Raw genomic sequence first — 20,453 nt, forward strand, 5'->3', positions numbered from 1 at the left:
TTTTGGTCGAAAAGTAAGACTACCACATGTGGGTAGCTGACCTCCTTCCGACCTATCCCATTACATGAGTGTTGCGGTTATTATCTGAATTCAGGTTAAAGATGTTGTTACTTATAATGATGAAAATTTGGATGAGAAAACGGAGCCAGATTTCGAAATCGAATATGTTGATATTTCCAGCGTGTCGTTAACCCGTGGTATTGAAAATAAAGATCTTATGACTTTTGAGAAGTCACCGTCCCGCGCACGTCGAAAGGTAAGAAATGGAGATATTATCATATCGACGGTGCGAACTTATCTTAAGGCCATCGCGCAGGTAAGAAACCCTTCGGATAACTTGATAGTTTCAACAGGGTTTGCGGTGGTTCGGCCCAATCCAAGTTTAGACTCAAGATTCGCTGGCTACATGTTACAATCTAACGGTTTTGTTGGCGACGTTGTTGCCAACTCAGTCGGGGTAAGTTATCCAGCAATTAATGCAAGTGATTTAGTTAGATTGCCGTTTGTTGAACCTCCAGTAATTGAGCAACAGAAAATATCAGATTTCCTTGATCAAGAAACATCAAAAATAGAGGCTCTGATCTTTAGAAAGAAAGATTTGCTAGAAAAGATCGAAGAAAAACGCTCAGCTTTAATAAGTCATGCGGTAACAAAAGGCCTCTATCCTAATGTTTCTACAAAAGATTCAGGATCACCTTGGTTAGGGAGAGTTCCGAGTCATTGGCAGGTGAAGCGTTTAAAGAATATCGCTACATGGAATGATGAGACTATAGAAGAAAATACTGATCCTGACTTTGAAATCGAGTATGTAGATATTTCCAGTGTTTCGCTAAACAAAGGTATTGAAAATATCGAGCTAATTAACTTTGAGAACGCTCCATCTCGAGCTCGCCGAAAAGTAAGGGACGGCGATATTATCATTTCGACTGTGCGAACGTACTTAAAAGCTATCACTTCCATAAAAAATCCTCCCGATAACATGGTCGTGTCCACAGGATTTGCGGTCATACGGCCGGCAGCAAATATTAACCAACGATTTGTTGGTTATCTCTTGCAATCAAGCGGTTTTGTTGGCGCTGTTGTCGCAAACTCAGTTGGAGTTAGCTATCCAGCGATTAACGCATCTGATTTGGTTAGGCTTCCGATAGTTCAACCCCCTATTAAAGAACAAGAAGCGATCGTTCAGTATTTAGATCGCGAAATAGTTCGAATTGACGAGCAATTTCAAAAAGTCGAAGCGGCTATTGAAAAGTTAGAAGAGTATCGTTCGACCCTGATTATTAACGCGGTGACTGGCAAATTCGACGTTCGAGACTTTTGTCCAACTGCTACCACTGAGCAAAGGGAGGTTGCCCATGGCTGATACGCCGTCCACCAATACTCACCACGAGAGCTTTGAAGGCATCCGCAGAGAGGATGAGCATGGCAACGAGTTCTGGTCCGCCAGGGAGCTGGCACCGCTGCTGGAGTACCACAAATGGCAGAATTTTTCGCAGGTCATCAACAAGGCCAGACATGCTTGTGAACAGTCTGGAAATGAGGTTTCCGACCATTTTGCTGACGTCAGTAAAATGGTCGGCATCGGCTCCGGGGCGCAACGCCCGGTACCGGATGTCCACCTGTCACGCTATGCCTGCTACCTGATCGTCCAGAACGGCGACCCTACGAAGCCGGTCATCGCTAACGGCCAGACCTACTTTGCTATCCAGACACGCCGACAGGAGCTGGAGGACAGCGAGCAGTTCACATCCCTCTCCGAGGATGAGAAGCGCCTGGCAATCCGTAAGGAGCTTATCGCCCACAACAAGTACCTGGCTGCGGCTGCCCAGGATGCTGGTGTAGAGACCCCCTTGGATTACGCCATCTTTCAGGATCATGGCTACAAAGGGCTATACGGGGGTCTGGGCGCCAAGGATTTACATGCCAGAAAAGGACTCAAGAAGAGCCACAAGATTCTGGACTACATGGGGAGCACGGAGCTCGCCGCCAACTTGTTCCGTGCCACTCAGGCAGAAGAGAAGCTTCGCCGAGACAATATTGAGGGTAAGCAGAACGCCAACAAAACCCATTTCGAGGTAGGCCAGAAGGTTCGGCAAACCATTGGCGAACTGGGCGGTACCATGCCAGAAAACCTGCCCACCCCAGATAAAAGCGTCAAACAAGTAGAAAACGCTCAGAAGAAGCTGGGAAAGAAGCAGAACGACGATTCAGACCATGAGTAGTCGCTGGAACCCAGCCAAGTTTTAAAAAGGAACATAGGTTATGCACAAAGAAATCGACTTTGAGAACGCCATCGAGCAGGCGCTGATCACCCAGGGTGGCTATCAGAAGGGAGATCCTACCAGTTTCGATGCTGAAACCGCCTTGTTCCCGGCGGATGTCGTGAACTTTGTGCAGAAGACACAACCCAAGATCTGGGAGCGGTTGAACAACCTGGATTCGAGCAAGGCCGACAGCATGCTCTTGGATGCGCTCACCAAGGAACTGGCCGCAAAAGGCGCCCTGACCGTGCTGCGCGAGGGCTTCAAGTGCGTCGGCAAGTCGGTGAAGCTGGCTTATTTTGCTCCCAATACCAGTATTGATACCGGCGCGGCTGCACGCTACGCCGCGAACAGGCTTACCGTGGTTCGTCAGGTACATACAAAGACCGGTGCAATTCCGGACATGGTGTTGGCTGTGAACGGCCTCCCAGTTGCCACATTGGAGCTGAAAAATGCCATGTCGGCGACCGGGTGGACAGTAGAAAATGCCAAGTCCCAGTACCGCTTCGAACGGAACCCCAAAGACCCGCTGTTCGCCTTCAAGAATCGCTGCCTGGTGCATTTTGCAGTAGATACCGAGCAAGCATTTATGACCACGCACCTGGAGGGTAAGGATACCTTTTTCCTGCCTTTCAACCGAGGTTTTAATCACGGCGCTGGCAACCCGCCCATGGAAGGTGAGGTTCGTACCGCCTACCTCTGGGAAGAGGTGCTGGAGCGGGACAGCCTGATGGATATCCTCGCCCGTTTTCTGCACCTTCAGGTAGAAGAGAAAACGGTCGTGACCGAAAAGGGAATCAAGCGCCACCGCAAGGAAACGCTGATTTTCCCCCGGTACCACCAACTGGATGCCGTAAGGTCTCTGACCCAGCACGCAAAAGCCAAGGGCTCCGGCCATAACTATCTCGTACAGCACTCTGCGGGTTCCGGTAAATCCAACTCCATTGCCTGGTTGGCCCATCGTTTGTCCAGTCTGCACGATGCTAATAACGAGAAAGTATTCCATTCTGTGGTGGTGATTACTGACCGCCGGGTACTCGACCAGCAATTGCAGAACACCATCTTCCAGTTCGAGCACAAGTTGGGCGTTGTACAGAAGATCGACGAAAATACTCAGCAACTGGCCAAGGCGCTGGCTGACGGCGTGCCGATCATCATCTCGACTATCCAGAAATTCCCCTTCATCAGTCAGGCGATCCGCACGCTGGAGCAAAAAGGCAAGGGCATCTCAATTTCGACGGAAGGCAAACGCTTCGCGGTGATTGTGGATGAGGCTCACAGCTCGCAGAGTGGCGAAACGGCTATGGAGCTGCGGAAGATCCTGAACAAGGATGGCATCGAGTCAGCCATCGCTGAGCAGTTGCTGGACATGGAAGACGAGAGCCTTAGCGAAGAGGCCAAAAAGGAGCTCATCCGTGAGCAGCTCAAACGTGCCAAACAGCCTAACCTGAGCTTTTTTGCGTTCACCGCTACCCCCAAGTTCAAGACTATGGCCGTGTTCAACGAACCGGGACGAAACGGCGAAGCTCCGTTCCATCACTACAGTATGCGGCAGGCCATTGAAGAGGGTTTTATCCATGACGTGCTGGCCCACTACACCTGCTACAAGCGTTATTACAAGCTGATCCAGAAGGTGGAGGATGACCCTGAAGTACCGCGCCGCAAGGCAGCAAGGGCGTTGGCTCGTTTTGTTTCCTTCCACGACTATGAGATAGCGCAGAAGGTTGAGGTGATCGTTGAGCACTTTCGCACCCATACCCGCCACAAGATCGGTGGCCGGGCAAAGGCCATGGTTGTGACCAGCTCTCGTGAACATGCGGTGCGTTATAAGCTGGGCTTCGACAAGTACATCAAATCTAAAGGCTATACGGATGTGAAGTCCCTCGTAGCCTTCTCGGGAGAGATCGCTCTCAAGGAATATGCTGACAAGACATTTACCGAAGTCGGTATGAACGAGGGCATCAAGGAGTCTGAGCTACCGGATAAATTCAACACCGAGGAATATCAGGTGTTACTGGTCGCTGAAAAATACCAAACCGGCTTTGACCAGCCATTGCTTCATAGCATGTATGTGGATAAGAAGCTGTCAGGCATTCAGGCGGTTCAAACGCTGTCGCGGCTTAACCGAACGGCCAGGGGCAAGACAGATACCTTTGTCCTGGACTTCGTGAATGAGCCGGATGAAATCTACAAAGCGTTCAAACCCTATTACGAGGTGACCACCAAGGAAGAGGATACCGACCCTCAGCAGCTCAACAACCTGGCCCACACACTGTCCACCTGGCAGATTTTCACCGAGGGTGAGGTGAGCGCCTGGTGCGAGATCTGGTTCCGCAACCGACTGAACCCAACAGGCGGCGAGCACAAGAAGCTGAACAGTCTGATTGACCTGGCTGTCGAGCGTTTCAAGAAATTGGGCGAGGAAGACCAAGCCCTGTTCAAGGGGCAATTGGTCAGCTTCCGTAACCTGTACGGTTTCGTTGCCCAGATCATTCCTTATCAGGACTCGGACCACGAGAAGCTATACACCTATTCCCGCTTCCTGCTCACCAAGCTGCCTTACACCACCGATACGCGCACTGTGCAGGTTGACGATGAAGTAGAGCTGAAGTATTACCGGCTCCAGAAAATCAGTGAAGGCGCCATCGACCTGAAAGTAGGCGAGCCGGAAGCCCTCTATGGCCCGACCGAGGTCGGTACCGGCCAGGCAGAGGAAGAGGTGCAGTTATCGACGCTGGTCGACAAGCTCAATGAGCGATTTGGTACTGAGTTTACCCCGGCAGATCAGCTGTTCTTCGACCAAGTGAAGGAAACCGCCGTTGCCAACGAGCAGCTTCGCCAGGCCGTCATGGCCAACAGCCTGGAGAACTTCGAACCGGTATTTAACAAGCAGCTTGAGAACTTGTTTGTAGAGCGCATGGACGGCAACGAAGACATTTTCATACGCCTGATGAACGATGCGTCTTTCCGCAACATCGCTTCTCAGTACCTGATGCGGGCTGTGTATAACCAGGTCAAAACCAGCGTTGAATCGCAGTAACAGAACAAAAAGGGATAACGTCCGTTATGAAAGCTACAGAAGCCAAGTTGCTCGACTTCCTGAAGAAGTCGCCACAATTTGTCATTCCGATCTACCAGAGAACGTACTCCTGGTCGGAACAGCAATGTCGCCAACTGTGGGACGACATTATGCGAGCTGGTACCAACGATGGTATATCAGCACATTTCATTGGCTCGGTGGTCTACATCGAGAAGGGGCTTTATCAGGTGTCCAGTCAATCACCATTGCTGGTCATTGATGGGCAACAGCGACTGACTACCACCATGCTGATTCTTGAGGCGCTATCTCGACACCTTGGGAACACAGAGCCTCTGGAGGGGTTTTCGGCTAAGAAGCTGCGCAATTACTACCTGCTTAACCCGTTGGAAGACGGTGAGCGAGCTTACAAACTGCTATTGACCCAGACGGACAAAGAGAGCCTGCTGGCGTTGGTCACGCAGAAGCCGTTACCTGATGACGGTTCACTTCGAATCCAGGAAAACTTCGAGTTCTTCAACAGCCAAATTGAGCGGCTAAACGGGGAACTGGAAACCCTCTGCCGGGGCCTTTCAAAGCTCATCATCGTTGATATTGCGCTGAGCCGAGACCAGGATAACCCGCAACTCATTTTTGAGAGCATGAATTCCACAGGAAAAGCTTTGAGCCAGGCTGACCTGATCCGGAACTATGTGCTGATGGGACTGGAGCCGGAGCATCAGACTCGGCTCTATCGCGATCATTGGCGTCCGATGGAGGTGGAATTCGGGCAAGAAGGCTATGGCGTTTACTTTGACAGCTTCATGCGCCACTACCTCACGGTTAAAACCGGGGAAATTCCACGGTTAGACGAGGTATACGAGGCTTTCAAACAGCATTCACGTCGCGCCGAAGTTGCGAGTGCCGGTGTCGATTCATTGGTTGCTGAAATACATGCTTTCGCTCGGTATTTTTGTGCGATGGCATTGGGGAAAGAAACAGATAAACAGCTCGGAATGGCATTTAAGGACCTGCGGGAGCTAAAAGTCGACGTGGCATATCCGTTTCTGCTGGAACTTTACCATGATTACCAACAGGACAATCTGTCCCAAGATGACTTTCATAGCGCTATTCGGCTGATCGAGGCTTATGTGTTCCGTCGTGCCGTTTGTGCCATCCCCACAAACTCGCTGAACAAGACCTTTGCGACCTTTCACAAATCATTGCAGAAGAACCGTTACCTGGAGAGCGTCAAGGCTCACCTGCTCGGTTTGAAGTCATACCGGCGTTTTCCGAATGACGAAGAGTTCAAAAGGGAACTGGCAGTACGCGATCTCTATAATTTCCGCAGTCGGAGTTACTGGTTACGCCGCCTGGAGAATTTCGAGCGCAAGGAACGGGTTCCGGTCGACGAATACACGATTGAACACATCATGCCGCAGAATGAGAATCTGTCTGTTAGATGGAAGGATGAGCTAGGTCCGGAATGGAAGCGTGTGCATGAAACCTGGCTGCATACGCTGGGTAACCTGACTCTTACGGGCTACAACTCAGAGTACAGCGACCGAGCTTTCATCGAGAAGCGCGATATGCAGGGCGGATTCAAACAAAGCCCTCTACGGCTCAACGAGGGCCTGGGAGCTGTAGAAGCATGGAATGAGGACTCAATTAAGAATCGGGCCGCCAAGCTGGCCCAGGAAGCGGTGCGGGTTTGGGCGGCTCCGGTATTGCCGGACGAGATCCTCGATACCTACCGCAACGTGGCCGTCAAACCAGAAGCCTACAACCTTGAGGATCACCCTCAACTAGCAAACGGGACCCCAATGCGCGCTCTATTTGAGCAGCTCCGAAAGGAAGTCCTGGCGCTCGACCCGAGCGTCACTGAAGAAGTCCTCAAGCTCTATATAGCGTTCAAAGCCGAGACGAACTTTGTCGATGTGGTCCCGCAAAAGACCCGTTTGCGACTGTCTCTGAATATGCCGTTTCACGAGTTGAGCGATCCGAAAGGGATGGCTCGTGACGTGACCAACCTCGGACGTTGGGGAAATGGCGATGTGGAAGTAGGCTTAAGTGAGGAATCTGAGCTGGCCTATGTAATGGGGCTCATTCGACAGGCGTTCGAAAAGCAGATGGGGAACGATGCTGATTGAGCAGGGGGAACAGCGCTCCGGCAACTGGGGCGGAAAGTAGTGGCTGGATGATCACAATGAGCGAGAGTTCTCCAACAGCGGTCGGGGACTCTCCTGGAGGACTTTCCAATCGCTACACATACCTATCTGATTTGGATAACTTTGAGCTCATTCCATGCGCTCTAATAGGCCGCCTCTTGGAGATATGACCTGCACATACGCTATTAATCTGGATAAGTTGTCGTCGGAATCCCAGTACGTGAGTTTTCCAAATCAGATGGAAATTACAGCATTTTAGGCGGCATCCCCAAAAGTTTTGTGTCAGTCTCGTGGAATCACCACGAGGCGTGCAATTGTATTGGACATCTTTGCGCCATAGTATTCACGCACGATAAGCGGCAGCAATTTAGCTCTTAACGTAACCTACCGATTATTTATCGGATTGCCATCCGCTATCGTTCTTTTATAGTTTACTGCTTTGCATCCGACTCATAGCGTGCGTAGGTTAATGAGCCACGTCGATGACTATCTTGCCGACATGGGCCCCGCTGGCAAGACGCTGGTACGCATCACGGTATTCCGCGAACGGATAAATCCTGTCAATGACTGGTTTCATTTCATGTTGGGCCATAGCGGCGAGCAGCGCTTCGAAGTTAATCCGAGGGCCAATGGCCGTACCGGCAACCCGGAGAGAGCGTGCGAGTATGTCGATCGGCGGCAGACCACCACCGACGCCGCTGGTGAATCCGACCTGCGCAATCTCTCCTCCAATTCGGCACGAAGCCGCCGATTTGACGATGGTTTTCTCTCCCGCGATATCGATCACCTTGTCGACGCCCCTGCCATTGGTCAGCTCAAGGATCTCGCGATCCCAGTCCGGGAAGGTGCGGTAGTTGATAACCGACTCTGCGCCCAGCGCTTTCAGTGTCTCGGCCTTTTCGTCGGTAGAGGTGATGGCCAGGACTCGAGCGCCAAACATCTTTGCCACCTGGAGAGAGAATAGGGCGACACCGCCCGTACCCTGGATCAGCACCGTTTGACCAGGCTGAAGGGGCGACGACAAGTTGAGGCCTGTCCAGGCCGTAACAGCGGCGCAAGGCAAGGATGCCGCTTCTATGTACGATAGGTAGTCGGGCAGATGCACGATGGCGTTTTCGTGCACGAGAATATACTCACCCAACCATCCGTCTGCTGATATTCCAAAGCTGTTCAAGTGGTATTCCGCCAGCATGGGCCCGCCGATCCAGGACGGGTTGCAGCTTGCCGTAACCCGATCACCGACTTGGGTGCGGGTTACACGCTCTCCAACCGCAACAACCTCTCCTGCGCCATCCGATAAAGGGACACCGTTTTCTTGGGTTGGCCCACCGTATTGGCCATCCAGTATCACCTGATCGCGAAAGTTCAGGGAGGCAGCGTGAACCCGAACCAGCACATCATGGTCCCCTGGTGAAGGTGTCGATTCGTCGTGTAGTTCCAGGTCCGGCTTGTTGCCGGCAGTCCGTCTTACAGCTTTCATTTCTCTTTTCCTTTTTTTGAAAGATTGGGGTGGTGAATTAACGAGGTGTGCCTACCCGGCAGCATTTAGCGTCCGAATGTTCTCATCCTTTGAAATAACAGTTGCCCGATCAGTCAGGCCAGTTTAGGGAGCGATTAAGAGCGACGATGTCAGCGTGGGTCGGGCTCGCCCCGAGCTTCCCAAATTGTTCAGGCAACTGAGCGCGCTTCCGAGGTGCCTCGCCTTCCACGGCCACGGCCAGAGCTTTGCGCATTGTCTCGGCATCCCAGTCGCAGCAGTAGGCGGGCGTTGAGGGCTGTTGTCGCCACGACTCCTCCAGAGTGCCGCCATCCAGCGGGTCAAAGCCGATCTCGTCCACCAGCCCCATGACCGTGCGTTTCTGCTCAACATCGTCTCCCGCAACCGCAACCGCGAGTCGGTCTTCCGCCCCTTCAGGGCGGCTCAACTCGGCCAAGGAATAGGCAAGAATGTTATTGAAGGCTTTGATCACGGGAAGACCAAGCTGTTGCGAGACCCATAGGCTCTCTACCTGGCCTGCATCGATTTCGTGAATGCGTGGATCTCCCAGCTCTGGGTAGTAATTGCTTGTGCTAACCACCGGAACCGTTTTTGGGACGCTTTCGAAGAGCGGTTTGGGGAGCTTGGCAATCGCAGAGAGCGGGATCGCCAGGATAATCAGATCTACTCCCTCGACTGCGCCGCGAGTGTCGACAGCCTCAGCGCCGATTTCGTTCGCGAAGGGCCGAGCGTCCTCAGGACCCCTGGAGTTTGCTACCCGAACCTGATGGCCCGCTGCGCTTAACTTGCGAGCAAGCGTGCCGCCGATATTACCGATACCAATTACGCCAATTTTCATTTCTGTACTAGCCTCCATCGTTGCTTTCGATCAAAATAGAGGTAAACAAACGTAATGACAAGAACCTACCAAAAAGTGCAATACCCACCAGGAGGTAAGTATGACCGATCGAGACTGGCGCTGCGAGGACCCTGAACAGCAGCTCGTCTGGGCTTCTGCAACAAGCGAAGCTTTGAGAGTGCTTGAGGGCAAATGGAAAATCGTCATCATAATTCAACTATTTGCCGCCAAATCGCCTTTGCGGTTTTCCGAGCTGGAAAGACGTATCGAGGGGGTGAACCAGAAGATGCTAATCCAACAGCTCCGACAGTTGGAGAAGGACGGCATTGTCGGACGGATGGTTTATCCGCAAGTGCCCCCAAAAGTGGAGTACACCTTGACCGAGATGGGGATAGCGCTAGGCCCCTCTGTGGAGGCGCTAGTTGACTGGGCCTTTATGCGCCGCGAAGCCCTTGGCCATTGATTTCAGAAGGTTTGAGCTTGTACTGACGCGTCATTAGTGTCGGCATCTAAGCCAACCTGCTCCGATATTTCTCCAGGACGAGAGGATTACCGCCCTGGAGGACTTTCCAATCGCTACACATACCTATCTGATTTGGATAACTTTGAGCTCATTCCATGCGCTCTAATAGGACGCCTCTTGGAGATATGAGCGGCACATACGCTATTAATCTGGATAAGTTGTCGTAGGAATCCCAGTGCGTGAGTTTTCCAAATCAGATGGAAACGACGGGCTTTCAGTCCAGTAACCTCCCTGCCAGTGCTTATGCGGCTGGTCCTAAGCGCCTCGAAAAAGACTCGCTGGGCACTTGTTGATGTTTTCCAGACTCGACGTTTACTGATTTGGCGTGAATGGGCCTCTGAAAGGGCCTTCATGAGGCTATTTCGGTTAGCGAGCACCTGGTGCTATTCAGCCTTGCTCGAAACGGCCTCGCAAAGGCCTTTCTCAAAGAAGAATGTGTGATTCGAATTCGTACAGTCATCAGTGAATCAAAAAATGCTTCTGAGACCGGAAAATGACTTTCACATGTGAAAGTCATGCAGCTAACTTGATCATTAAATGCACAAAATCCACTCGTGTAAGCCCTAATTTTGCGATTATGGCATTCTTTTTCTGGTTTCTTGTGATTTTTATCTATTAATAATCAATGGCTTATTAGCCGACCTCTCCTTTGCGCCCTTTTTGGGCAATTCCGCGGTTCTCCCCTAAGACGAATATTTCCGATGATTGATCCGAACGATTCACAACCCAACTGGAGTAGTCATGAAGAAACAATCAAACACCACGACTGAGCGTCTGCTGACCTATGAGGAGGTCTGCACTGTTCTGAAGACATCGCAGGCAACGCTACGCCGTTATGTAAAACAAGGTCGGTTCCCGGCACCAGTGAAGCCTAACCCCAATGGCCGAGCCGTTCGCTTTCGCTATCAGGATGTGAAAGCTTGGCTGGACAAGCTGTGAGAGGTGCGGGCTGATGCAATACAAACTGCAAGAAGACGGGCTCTATGCATTGTCAGGTGACCACTGGCAGCGTGTAGGCGGTTGGATTCAGGTAATGGCTCGAACCAGATTAACCGACAAACGGCACGGACACGGAGCGTTGCTGGAATGGCAGAATTTCGATGGTGTGAAGCTACGTGAGGTCGTCTATGCCCGAGATCTCAACAGCGATAATGCCCGACAGGTGCGAGATATGCTGGTTGATACCGGTTATCCACTGACACCCGGGCAGGCAAGCTGGAGTCGGCTTCAGCACTATCTGTTGGAACAGATGGCTCTCGCCGAACCGGCAACAGTGGTTAATCGAACGGGTTGGCACGGTGGAGTATTTGCCACCAGTAACTGGACGATCGGCTCAGCTGGCGAGCCGCACCATTTCGTAGGCCAATTATCAGGCACTCCGACATTAGAGGAGTCTGGAAATCTCAGCGACTGGCAGACTTATGTCGGTCAGCTATGCCGAGGCAATCCATTAGCAATATTCAGCGTTGGCACGGCACTGGCTGCGCCACTTATTGCGCCTGCTGGTATGGAAAATGGCGCAATCCATCTGGTTGGAGCATCGTCGACTGGGAAGACGACCTTGTTGCAATTGGCGGCCAGCGTCTACGGGAGCAACCGCTATGTCCGCAGTTGGATCTCAACGAGCAACGGATTAGCGGCAGTCTCTTCAGAGCACAACGACATGCTGTTGCCACTGGATGAAATCGGAATGGCTCGTCCGGAAGACATCGATACCGCTATCTATCAGATCATGAACGGCTCGGGGAAGTTACGGGCTAACGTCTCCGGCGACCTCGCCGCGACCTCGCATTGGCGGACGCTGGTGTTGAGTAGCGGCGAAGTCTGGATTGCTGAGCTACTTCAGCAGATCGGTAAACCGTTACGCGCAGGCCAGCAGATACGACTGGTGGAAATTCCTGTATTTGGAGCCCAAGGGGCGTTCGATGAACTACACGGTCATAAGCACCCTCAGCAGTTTGTGGACGAGCTGAAATCGTCTTGTCAGCGCTACCACGGCACTGTCATTCGGGAGTGGGTGTCATTGCTGACCGAACGTCACACTGAGCTAAGTCAGTATCTAAATCATGAGGTTGGTCGTCTGAGCGGTGCTTGGGCCAACGATCAGATGGCATCCCAAGTGCAACGGGTCATCCGGCGATTTGCCTTGATTGGGGCAGCACTTTGCCTCGGAAGCAGAAATTTCATCCTCCCATGGTCCGAAGAGGAATCTCTATCGGCAGTCCACAGAACTTTGAAGGCCTGGCTGGATAACAGGGGTCATTCCAGAAATTCTGAGGAATTCCGGCTTCTCAAAGCGCTGGAGCGGGCCATGAAAGTCTGGGAGCGCAGTCTCAGTGATATCGAACAAGCGAGTGGCCAGGGGGGAGCTGGTTTTCGACGCTCACACGAGGGACGCGCGTTGTGGTTGATCTATAAATCGCACTTCCTAAAGCGGCTCGGGCTGCCGACCCATTACATGAGGGAAGTGGAGGTGCTGTTACAGCGCGACTGCCTGGTGAGTAATGAGCGCTCCCGGGGGACCTACAAAACCAGGGTCAATGGAGATTTGCAGCGGTTTTTCGCGCTCAGGCCTGACCAAGTTAGGCGGCAACTTGAAGAATTGGAGAGGATCGAACATGAGGACTGACGTGGTGTTCCCAATTTCCCAGTTTTCCCACTTTGGTTATGACGGTGTAGGGGTAGAGCGATGACAGAAAAAGAAATGTTACAGCGAGTATTGCAGGACATGATGGTTCTCAAGAAGATAATTTTGGACCATATCAGTGGCAGCAAGGCCCCGGAGGCCGACAAGGAGATCATGAGTCTTGAAGACTGCGCGGAATACACGGGACTGAAGAAAAGCACGCTGTACCAGTTAACCTCCCAAAAGAAGATCCCTCATTTCAAGCCAAATGGTCACCGGATTTTCTTTCGCCGCGCAGACATCTTGAAATGGCTCCAGTCCAACCGGATCGCGACAGCGGACGAGATCGAACAGTCGGCTGCTCAGCACCTAGTGAGGCATCGAAGACCAGGACGGCGGAGTGTTTGATGTGGGGCAGGAGGAAAGAGGGGCTGTGAAAGCCCCTCTCGTCACTTAGGCTGCACATTCCCCAACCTCGTCCAGTGTCTCATCAAATATGTCAGGAAAACTCCTCATGGCCTCTGTGCGGCGAGTTTCGAGTATGTCCGCATAGATTTCGGTGGTTCGCAGCTCACTATGGCCCAGAAGCCGGGACAACGAGTAGATATCCACACCCCTGGCCAGTTGATTGACCGCAAAGGTGTGCCGTCCGGCATGGAAAGTGACATTCTTGGTGATTCCTGCCCGCATGACCCACTGCGCTAATGCAACGTTGGTGTAGGAGTCATACTTCAGACCCCTGAATACCCTATCGCCTGGCTTACCGCGATTCTCAAGGTTCAACAATCTCACCGCTGAGTCTGGAAGATCCAGGTATTGCAGTGAGTTCCCGGCGTTCACCAGCTTCTTCTGCCGAAAAATGATGCGGTAGTGGCCATCGGCGAATTCCTCTATCTCACCCCAGACCAGCTTGTGGATATCTGACCAGCGAAGGCCGGTAGTGCAGGAAAACAGGAAAGCCCGCCTCAGCACGTCATACCGGCACTCGGCTTTGGTCAGAGCCCGGACCTCTTCGAGGGTCAAATACGTTCGTTTGGTGTTCTCCGGTTTGATGGACTTGACCTGTTGAACCGGGTTGTCGCGGACAATGCCATCCCGATAGGCTTGGTTGAGCGCTGCCCGAACCTTGTTGAAGTAACTGCTGGTCGTGTTCTTGGCCAGTTTGGTACCGGATTTGGTAGTGGCTTCATGCTGAAGGTAATGCCGGAACCCCTCCAGAAATCGCTTATCGACTTGCTCAAAGGTCAGTTCAGACAAGCCATGGTAACGGTGCAGGTGGTGACGGGTAGAGATCCAGATCGAATGGTTGGATTTGCTTCCGGAAGCTTTCTCGTCAGTCAGCTGGTCGAAGTAATCGAAGAAGCTGGCAGAAAGCTTGGTCCGATCATCCAATCCATGTCGTGACGACTCGATTTCCAACAGCCGCTTTGCCCTGATGGCCTCAGCCTTCTGATTCACGGTCTTGTTGTGCTCACGCTCCGCCGGAAGGCGGGGTTTGTCGTAGAGGAACAGGTTCAGGGGCTCATATGAGCGCTTCTGCGCCCGAGAACCGTTCTGGCCTGTCTTGGAACCGTGATAGTAGACCAGTCGCAAGGCACGGTGGCCGTTCTTGTCTGGTTCGCGTTTCTGGATAGTGATTTTCATGTTTTGCTCCTTTTGTGCTCCGAGTGCTCCGAAAATTTATACTCGGAGCACACACGGAGCAAGAGGGGGCAAAACGGATCAAACTGCTTGCAAAGAAATAGAATAAATTTCTTTATAAAACAATGGCTTATTTGAATTTGGTTGGATGCTTTTCGATCTTTTTGGCCGTTTCACTTCCCAATGCAAAACGAACCAAAGATCTGTCCGAGCAAATCGTCAGAGGTAAATTCACCCGTGATCTCGCTGAGATGCTGCTGCGTGAGTCGTAGTTCCTCGGCAAGCAATTCACCCGCTAAGTTCAGTTCAAGATGCTCTTGCCCTAATAATAAGTGAGACTTGGCTTTTTCTAACGCATCAAGGTGGCGGCGGCGAGCCATAAAGCTGCCTTCCGATGTTGCGCTATAGCCTACACAATGTTTTAAATGCTCACGTAATTGCTCGATCCCATGACCTGTTTTTGCCGAGAGTTGAAGCACTGGGATGCCATTATGCTCAGTTAAGCCAATACTTTCTTGTGTCAGATCGACTTTATTGCGCACGACGGTAAATGGCATGTCATCGGGTAACTGCGCGAAGAACTCCGGCCAAATATCGTCGGGATGGATTGCACTGGTGTCTTGGCTATCCACCATAAACAATACACGGTCGGCTTGCCGGATTTCATCCCATGCGCGTTCAATACCAATACGTTCGACTTGGTCGGGCGACTCCCTTAGCCCTGCGGTATCGATGATATGCAGTGGCATGCCATCAATCTGAATATGCTCCCGAAGCACATCACGGGTTGTGCCAGCAATTTCTGTAACGATTGCGGATTCACGACCGGCTAATGCGTTTAGCAAACTTGATTTGCCGGCATTTGGGCGGCCAGCAATAACAATACGCATACCTTCGCGCATCAATGTACCCTGTTTGGCTTGTTGCTCTATATGGAACAACTGATCAATGATTTCAGCTAAATCAGTGGCAACCTTCCCATCTGAGAGAAAATCAATTTCTTCGTCGGGAAAATCAATAGCCGCCTCAACGTACATGCGTAAATGAATCACGGCATCGACGAGGACATCAATTTTATGTGAAAACTCGCCCTTTAAGCTTTGTAGAGCGGCTTTAGCGGCTTGTTCAGAATTAGTATCGATGAGATCGGCGATCGCTTCAGCTTGGGTTAAGTCGAGTTTGTCGTTTAGGAATGCCCGTTCGCTAAATTCGCCAGGGCGAGCAGGGCGAATATCAGGTAGTTCAAGAATCGCTTTAATAATCATATCGATAAGAACAGGTCCGCCGTGTCCTTGAAGTTCAAGCACGTCCTCGCCAGTAAACGAGTTGGGACCTTTAAAAAATAACGCGATACCTTCGTCGAGTAGTTGGCCGTCTTTATCATAAAAAGGAACGTACTCGGCCTTTCGTACGGGTGGGCAATGACCAATTAATGCATGAGCAACGTGTTCAGCTTGAGGACCGCTAACACGAACAATACCTACGCCACCACGACCTGGCGGTGTGGCCTGTGCCACGATACTATCATTACTGAATTCGTTGTTTGTGATCGTTGGCTCATGTACTGATGGGTTCATAGTTCGGACCTCAACGCTAAATAGAAAAAACTAACGACTAGTGTACAAGAAAATCGCTACTAGTCGCTCAGAAAAAGCAAAGCCCGGTCGAAACCGGGCTTTTTGTTGGTTGCGTTCTGCAGTTATTTTCCGCGAACGTTTATGCCTTTTTTCTCAAGCCCGTTATAGATAATGAGCATTTGAGCGATGGTAATCAGGTTGCTGACTAACCAGTACAGCACCAACCCTGAAGGGAACCATAAGAAGAAGACCGTGAATATGACAGGCATATACTGGAACAACTTCTGTTGCATAGGGTCAGTCGCCGGCGTCGGTTGTAGACGCTGCATGAAGAACATGCTGGCACCCATCAAAATAGGCAATATGTAGTATGGGTCCTTAGTTGATAAATCTTGGATCCAGAATACAAACGATGAATGACGCAGTTCGACACTTTCGAGTAGTACCCAATAAAGTGACAAGAAAATGGGTAATTGCAATAACATCGGTAAGCAGCCGCCAAGAGGATTCACCTTTTCCTCTTTGTACAGCTTCATCATTGCTTGGCCCATTTTCTGACGGTCGTCACCATAGCGCTCACGCAGTGACTTCATCTTAGGCTGAAGCAAGCGCATCTTCGCCATCGAGACGTACTGTGCTTTTGTCAGCGGGAACAGTAAGGCTTTGATAATGACGGTAACGAGGATGATTGCCAGACCCCAGTTAATCACAAAGCTTTGTAAGAATTGCAGTAACTTGAAGATCGGCTGCGCTAACCACCACAAGAAGCCGTAGTCGACGGTCAAATCAAGGTAAGGTGCAACTTGTGCCATCGCATCTTGATCTTTTGGACCAACAAACAAAGTTGAATTGATGGTTTGTGAGGTGCCAGGTTGAACCGTCGTCGATGGGTATAAAACGCCAATAACTGCTTGATTTGAACGGGTTACCTGCGAATAGAATTTATTCTGTTGAGTTTGAGTTGGAACCCACGCAGCGACAAAGTAATGCTGTAGCATACTGACCCAACCACTCTCGGTTGTGACATTAAGCTTTTTCTCACGCATGTCATCGAACGGGTACTTCTCAAATTTATCTTCGTCCTGCGAGTAAGCAGCACCGAAGTAGGTCGGCATAATCATGCTGCCGCTTTCGCCCGCAGCCATGGTTTGCTGTAACTGACCATAGAACTGAAATTGCGCCGCTTCAGAGCCTTGGTTTTCAACTGCGTAGTTAACACCAATATCATAATGACCGCGTTTGATGACAAAGGTTTTAGTCACTTGCAAACCTGACTCGGTTTGAGTGGTAAGCGGTACTTCAAGGGTATCGCCTTCTAAGCGATAGCGTTCTTGAGTTGCCTGATATTGCGCACGACCATTGTTCGAGTCGATACCTTGCGGACCGATAAGCCCTGATTGTGCAATATAGATGTGGTTGCTATTACGCTTTAATAATTGAAACCGTTCTTCAGAATCGAGTGTTGCAGCAAACTCAAGTAGTTTTGCTGAAACGATATCACCGCCGTTCAAATCGATTTTTAATTCGAGTTCGTCGGTTACAACGGTAATAAGGCGACCATTACTGGTAATAGCGTTAGGGCTGTTACTCTCTGGTACTGCGGAATCAGCCGTATTTGACCCTGCTTGAGGTACAGCAGCGCTATTTTGGTTTTCGGTTTGTTGCGTTGTCTGTTGTGTTTGCTGAGGCGCTTTCGTGCCTGGGGCAGTGTCGATTGTCCATTGCTGGAACAAAAAGAACGACACAACAATAAACGCAACCAATAGTATCGAGCGTGGCGAATTCATAATGATTTCGTCTCTATTACTTGTCTATTTCTTTGACTGTGAATGATTCGGTTCGATGTTATCAGAAGAAACTTCCGGCACAGGATCGAAACCACCTTCGGAACCCGGATGACAACGGCTAAGCCTTCGTGCTGCCAACCCAATGCCGCGTATTGTACCGTGTTTCTGTATAGCCTCACAGGCATAATGTGAACACGATGGATAAAAACGACATCGAGGGCCGATTATGGGCGAAATAACCAGCTGATAAAATTTAATCAGGCCGATTGGTATTGCTTGCAACGCTTTGCTAATTTTCGCCATAGATAATTTAACGTATCAGCCATTTGAGCACTATCCAGTGTATCAATGCCGTGTTTAGCAATGATGACAATATCGAAGGCTGGAATGTCATGCTGTTTTAGTCTGAAAGTCTCGCGCACTTGACGCTTGAATCGATTCCGAGCGACCGCTGTTTTAGCACGTTTTTTACTGATAGTAACGCCAATTCTGGGATGCCCAAGTTGGTTAGGGCAGGCAAGCATGGTGATATGCGCTGTGACAGCTTTAACGGGAGGATTATCGAAAACCGTCTGGAAGTGCGAGGGAGTTAAGAGTCTTAACTCCCGTCCATAATGATAGTGCGTCACTGAATGGACACTATCTATCTTATGCGCTTAATACTTTGCGACCACGTGCACGACGACGTGCAATAACCTTACGGCCATTTTTGGTTGCCATACGAGCACGGAAACCGTGGGTGCGCTTGCGTTTTAATACGCTTGGTTGAAAAGTTCTTTTCATAACATTAATTCCATCGGTCAGATTGTTACTTTCCCACGCTGGCCGAAAATCTTCTGAGTCACCAAACGTGAAGGTAAAAAATTGTGAGCGCGGATCTTACTCGATCCTCGGTGCTTTAGTCAATGTATTTAGGTCAAAAAATCAGACAGAAGCAAAATAATTTAATCCACAATTTAGTGTGTAGAGGCGTCACGCATTGTGGATAAAAATATGTTATCCAATTTCACGCGCTTGCTCAAAAAATCAACTTTCTATCGCTGTAGCTCTTTTATTGGTGGCGATTTTAGCTAATCTAGAGTAAACTTAACAGCAATAAAATTATAACTAAAAGGGAGTAGGTAGTGTGAATAATTCGCTTTGGCAACAATGTGTTGAGCGACTGCAAGCAGAATTGCCGTTGCAGCAGTTCAATACGTGGATCAGACCACTGCAGTCTGAGCTGAATGGCGATATCTTAACCCTCTACGCTCCAAATATTTACTCCCTTGATTGGGTACGCGATAAGTACCTAAATACCATCAATAGTTACCTCAGCGCACTGACCGATGACAAAGCGCCCGATGTAGTGCTTGAAGTCGGCAACGTAAGTAGTGCTGCACCGGCGCGCACGGCGAGTCAACCAAGAGCCAGTCAACGTCGTAGCCAAGTTAATCGAGGCTCAGACAATCCGCTGCGTTCGGAATCCTTTGAAAGCAACATTCACCCAGAGTACACCTTTGACAACTTCGTTGAGGGTAAGAGTAACCAGCTTGCTCGTGCGGCGGCGATTCAAGTTGCTGAGAACCCGGGTGGGGTTTATAACCCGTTGTTTGTATATGGTGGTACCGGCTTAGGTAAAACGCACTTATTGCATGCTGTGGGTAACGGCATTATGCAACATAAGAAGGATGCCAAAGTCTTTTACATTCGAGCGGAACGATTTGTTCAGGATATGGTTAACTCGATACGTAATAGCTCGACAAATGAATTTAAAAAGTATTACCGATCGGTTGATGCGTTGCTAATTGATGACATCCACTTCTTTGCCAACAAGAAGGGCTCTCAAGAAGAATTCTTTCATACGTTCAATGCCTTGCTTGAGGGTAACCAGCAGATCATTATGACGAGCGATCTTTACCCGAAAGAGATAGACGGCGTTGAAGACCGGCTTAAGTCACGTTTTGGCTGGGGTTTGACGATTGCTATTGAGCCACCAGAGCTCGAGACGCGTGTTGCGATTTTGATTCGGAAGGCTGAGGAACGTGGGTTACATATGCCGCATGAGGTGGCATTCTTTATAGCGAAGCGTTTGCGATCGAATGTGCGTGAGCTCGAAGGCGCGCTTAACCGTGTCGTAGCTAACGTGTCATTGACTGGACGTCCAATAACTATCGACTTTGTCCGTGAGGCGTTACGTGATTTGATTGCAGCGCAAGAAAAGCTGGTGACCATTGATAATATTCAGAAAACAGTCGCTGAATACTACAACATCAAATTAGCTGATATATTATCTAAACGAAGAAGTCGGTCTGTGGCTCGTCCTCGTCAATTAGCGATGGCGTTGGCGAAAGAACTCACGAACCACAGTCTTCCTGAAATCGGCGATGCGTTTGGCGGGCGCGATCACACAACGGTGTTACATGCGTGCCGCAAGATTCAGGAACTAAAAGAAGAACAACACGACATTAAAGAAGACTACCGCAATCTGATTAGGACGCTATCCTCTTAATTGGAACGGCACTCTCAACAGGGGACT

17 protein-coding genes are annotated in these 20,453 nt (G+C 50.4%); 9 read left to right on the plus strand and 8 right to left on the minus strand.

The genetic code is table 11. The features are described 5' to 3' along the window. Nucleotides 1-88 precede the first annotated feature (88 nt). The 4 genes from DFP83_RS12395 to DFP83_RS12410 are packed head-to-tail and all read left to right on the plus strand — an operon-like array spanning nt 89 to nt 7,427. Entirely contained in the window at nt 89-1,363 is a 1,275-nt protein-coding gene (locus DFP83_RS12395; protein WP_275540969.1) for a restriction endonuclease subunit S, read from the plus strand. Then, a complete protein-coding gene (gene dinD / locus DFP83_RS12400) occupies nt 1,356-2,222 on the plus strand; it encodes a DNA damage-inducible protein D (RefSeq protein WP_110576220.1) in 867 nt (288 codons plus the stop codon). The genes DFP83_RS12395 and dinD overlap by 8 nt, the downstream gene beginning before the upstream one ends. Before the next feature lie 40 nt (nt 2,223-2,262). Next, nucleotides 2,263-5,301 (plus strand): type I restriction endonuclease subunit R, encoded by a 3,039-nt coding sequence (locus DFP83_RS12405; protein WP_110576223.1) that lies wholly within the window; start codon nt 2,263-2,265, stop codon nt 5,299-5,301. A gap of 26 nt (nt 5,302-5,327) precedes the next feature. Then, nucleotides 5,328-7,427, plus strand: coding sequence for a GmrSD restriction endonuclease domain-containing protein (locus DFP83_RS12410; RefSeq protein WP_110576225.1), 2,100 nt, complete (start codon nt 5,328-5,330; stop codon nt 7,425-7,427). 484 nt (nt 7,428-7,911) lie between these two features. Here the strand turns inward: DFP83_RS12410 and DFP83_RS12415 are convergent, their stop codons facing one another. Both DFP83_RS12415 and DFP83_RS12420 read right to left on the minus strand, forming a co-directional pair. Then, nucleotides 7,912-8,925 carry a zinc-dependent alcohol dehydrogenase family protein gene (locus DFP83_RS12415; RefSeq protein WP_110576227.1) on the minus strand — a complete coding sequence of 338 codons (1,014 nt, stop codon included), beginning with the start codon at nt 8,923-8,925 and terminating at the stop codon, nt 7,912-7,914. Between the two features lie 109 nt (nt 8,926-9,034). Further along, complete coding sequence (locus DFP83_RS12420; protein ID WP_110576327.1) at nt 9,035-9,781, minus strand: NADPH-dependent F420 reductase; 747 nt, start codon at nt 9,779-9,781, stop codon at nt 9,035-9,037. A 100-nt stretch (nt 9,782-9,881) separates the two neighbouring features. Here DFP83_RS12420 and DFP83_RS12425 point away from each other — a divergent pair, with 100 nt between their 5' ends. The 4 genes from DFP83_RS12425 (at nt 9,882) to DFP83_RS12440 (ending at nt 13,338) form a co-directional block, all read left to right on the plus strand. Further along, nucleotides 9,882-10,244 (plus strand): winged helix-turn-helix transcriptional regulator, encoded by a 363-nt coding sequence (locus DFP83_RS12425; RefSeq protein ID WP_110576229.1) that lies wholly within the window; start codon nt 9,882-9,884, stop codon nt 10,242-10,244. An 801-nt stretch (nt 10,245-11,045) separates the two neighbouring features. Then, nucleotides 11,046-11,243, plus strand: coding sequence for a helix-turn-helix transcriptional regulator (locus DFP83_RS12430; RefSeq protein WP_110576231.1), 198 nt, complete (start codon nt 11,046-11,048; stop codon nt 11,241-11,243). A 13-nt stretch (nt 11,244-11,256) separates the two neighbouring features. Further along, on the plus strand, nt 11,257-12,933 hold the full coding sequence (locus tag DFP83_RS12435; protein ID WP_110576233.1) for a DUF927 domain-containing protein: 1,677 nt from the start codon (nt 11,257-11,259) through the stop codon (nt 12,931-12,933). 60 nt (nt 12,934-12,993) lie between these two features. Continuing rightward, nucleotides 12,994-13,338: a helix-turn-helix transcriptional regulator gene (locus DFP83_RS12440; protein WP_110576235.1), complete on the plus strand. Its 345-nt coding sequence runs from the start codon at nt 12,994-12,996 to the stop codon at nt 13,336-13,338. A 45-nt stretch (nt 13,339-13,383) separates the two neighbouring features. On the opposite strand, the gene DFP83_RS12445 is transcribed toward DFP83_RS12440, so the two are convergent. The 6 genes from DFP83_RS12445 to rpmH form a co-directional block, all read right to left on the minus strand. Then, nucleotides 13,384-14,574, minus strand: coding sequence for a site-specific integrase (locus DFP83_RS12445; protein ID WP_110576237.1), 1,191 nt, complete (start codon nt 14,572-14,574; stop codon nt 13,384-13,386). A gap of 170 nt (nt 14,575-14,744) precedes the next feature. Then, nucleotides 14,745-16,148, minus strand: coding sequence for a tRNA uridine-5-carboxymethylaminomethyl(34) synthesis GTPase MnmE (mnmE, locus tag DFP83_RS12450; protein ID WP_110576239.1), 1,404 nt, complete (start codon nt 16,146-16,148; stop codon nt 14,745-14,747). 122 nt (nt 16,149-16,270) lie between these two features. Beyond that, nucleotides 16,271-17,935, minus strand: coding sequence for a membrane protein insertase YidC (gene yidC, locus DFP83_RS12455; RefSeq protein WP_110576241.1), 1,665 nt, complete (start codon nt 17,933-17,935; stop codon nt 16,271-16,273). A 24-nt stretch (nt 17,936-17,959) separates the two neighbouring features. Beyond that, nucleotides 17,960-18,238, minus strand: coding sequence for a membrane protein insertion efficiency factor YidD (yidD, locus tag DFP83_RS12460; RefSeq protein WP_110576243.1), 279 nt, complete (start codon nt 18,236-18,238; stop codon nt 17,960-17,962). Further along, nucleotides 18,193-18,564, minus strand: a complete 372-nt coding sequence (rnpA, locus tag DFP83_RS12465; RefSeq protein WP_110576245.1) for a ribonuclease P protein component — start codon at nt 18,562-18,564, stop codon at nt 18,193-18,195. The genes yidD and rnpA overlap by 46 nt, the downstream gene beginning before the upstream one ends. Before the next feature lie 19 nt (nt 18,565-18,583). Next, nucleotides 18,584-18,718, minus strand: coding sequence for a 50S ribosomal protein L34 (rpmH, locus tag DFP83_RS12470; protein WP_040487621.1), 135 nt, complete (start codon nt 18,716-18,718; stop codon nt 18,584-18,586). Between the two features lie 343 nt (nt 18,719-19,061). On the opposite strand from rpmH, the gene dnaA reads away from it, so the two are divergent. Beyond that, a complete protein-coding gene (dnaA, locus tag DFP83_RS12475) occupies nt 19,062-20,426 on the plus strand; it encodes a chromosomal replication initiator protein DnaA (RefSeq protein ID WP_110576246.1) in 1,365 nt (454 codons plus the stop codon). Nucleotides 20,427-20,453: the final 27 nt, after the last annotated feature.

It is taken from the genome of Idiomarina fontislapidosi (genome assembly GCF_003226255.1).
GTDB classification, from domain to species: Bacteria; Pseudomonadota; Gammaproteobacteria; order Enterobacterales; family Alteromonadaceae; genus Idiomarina; species Idiomarina fontislapidosi.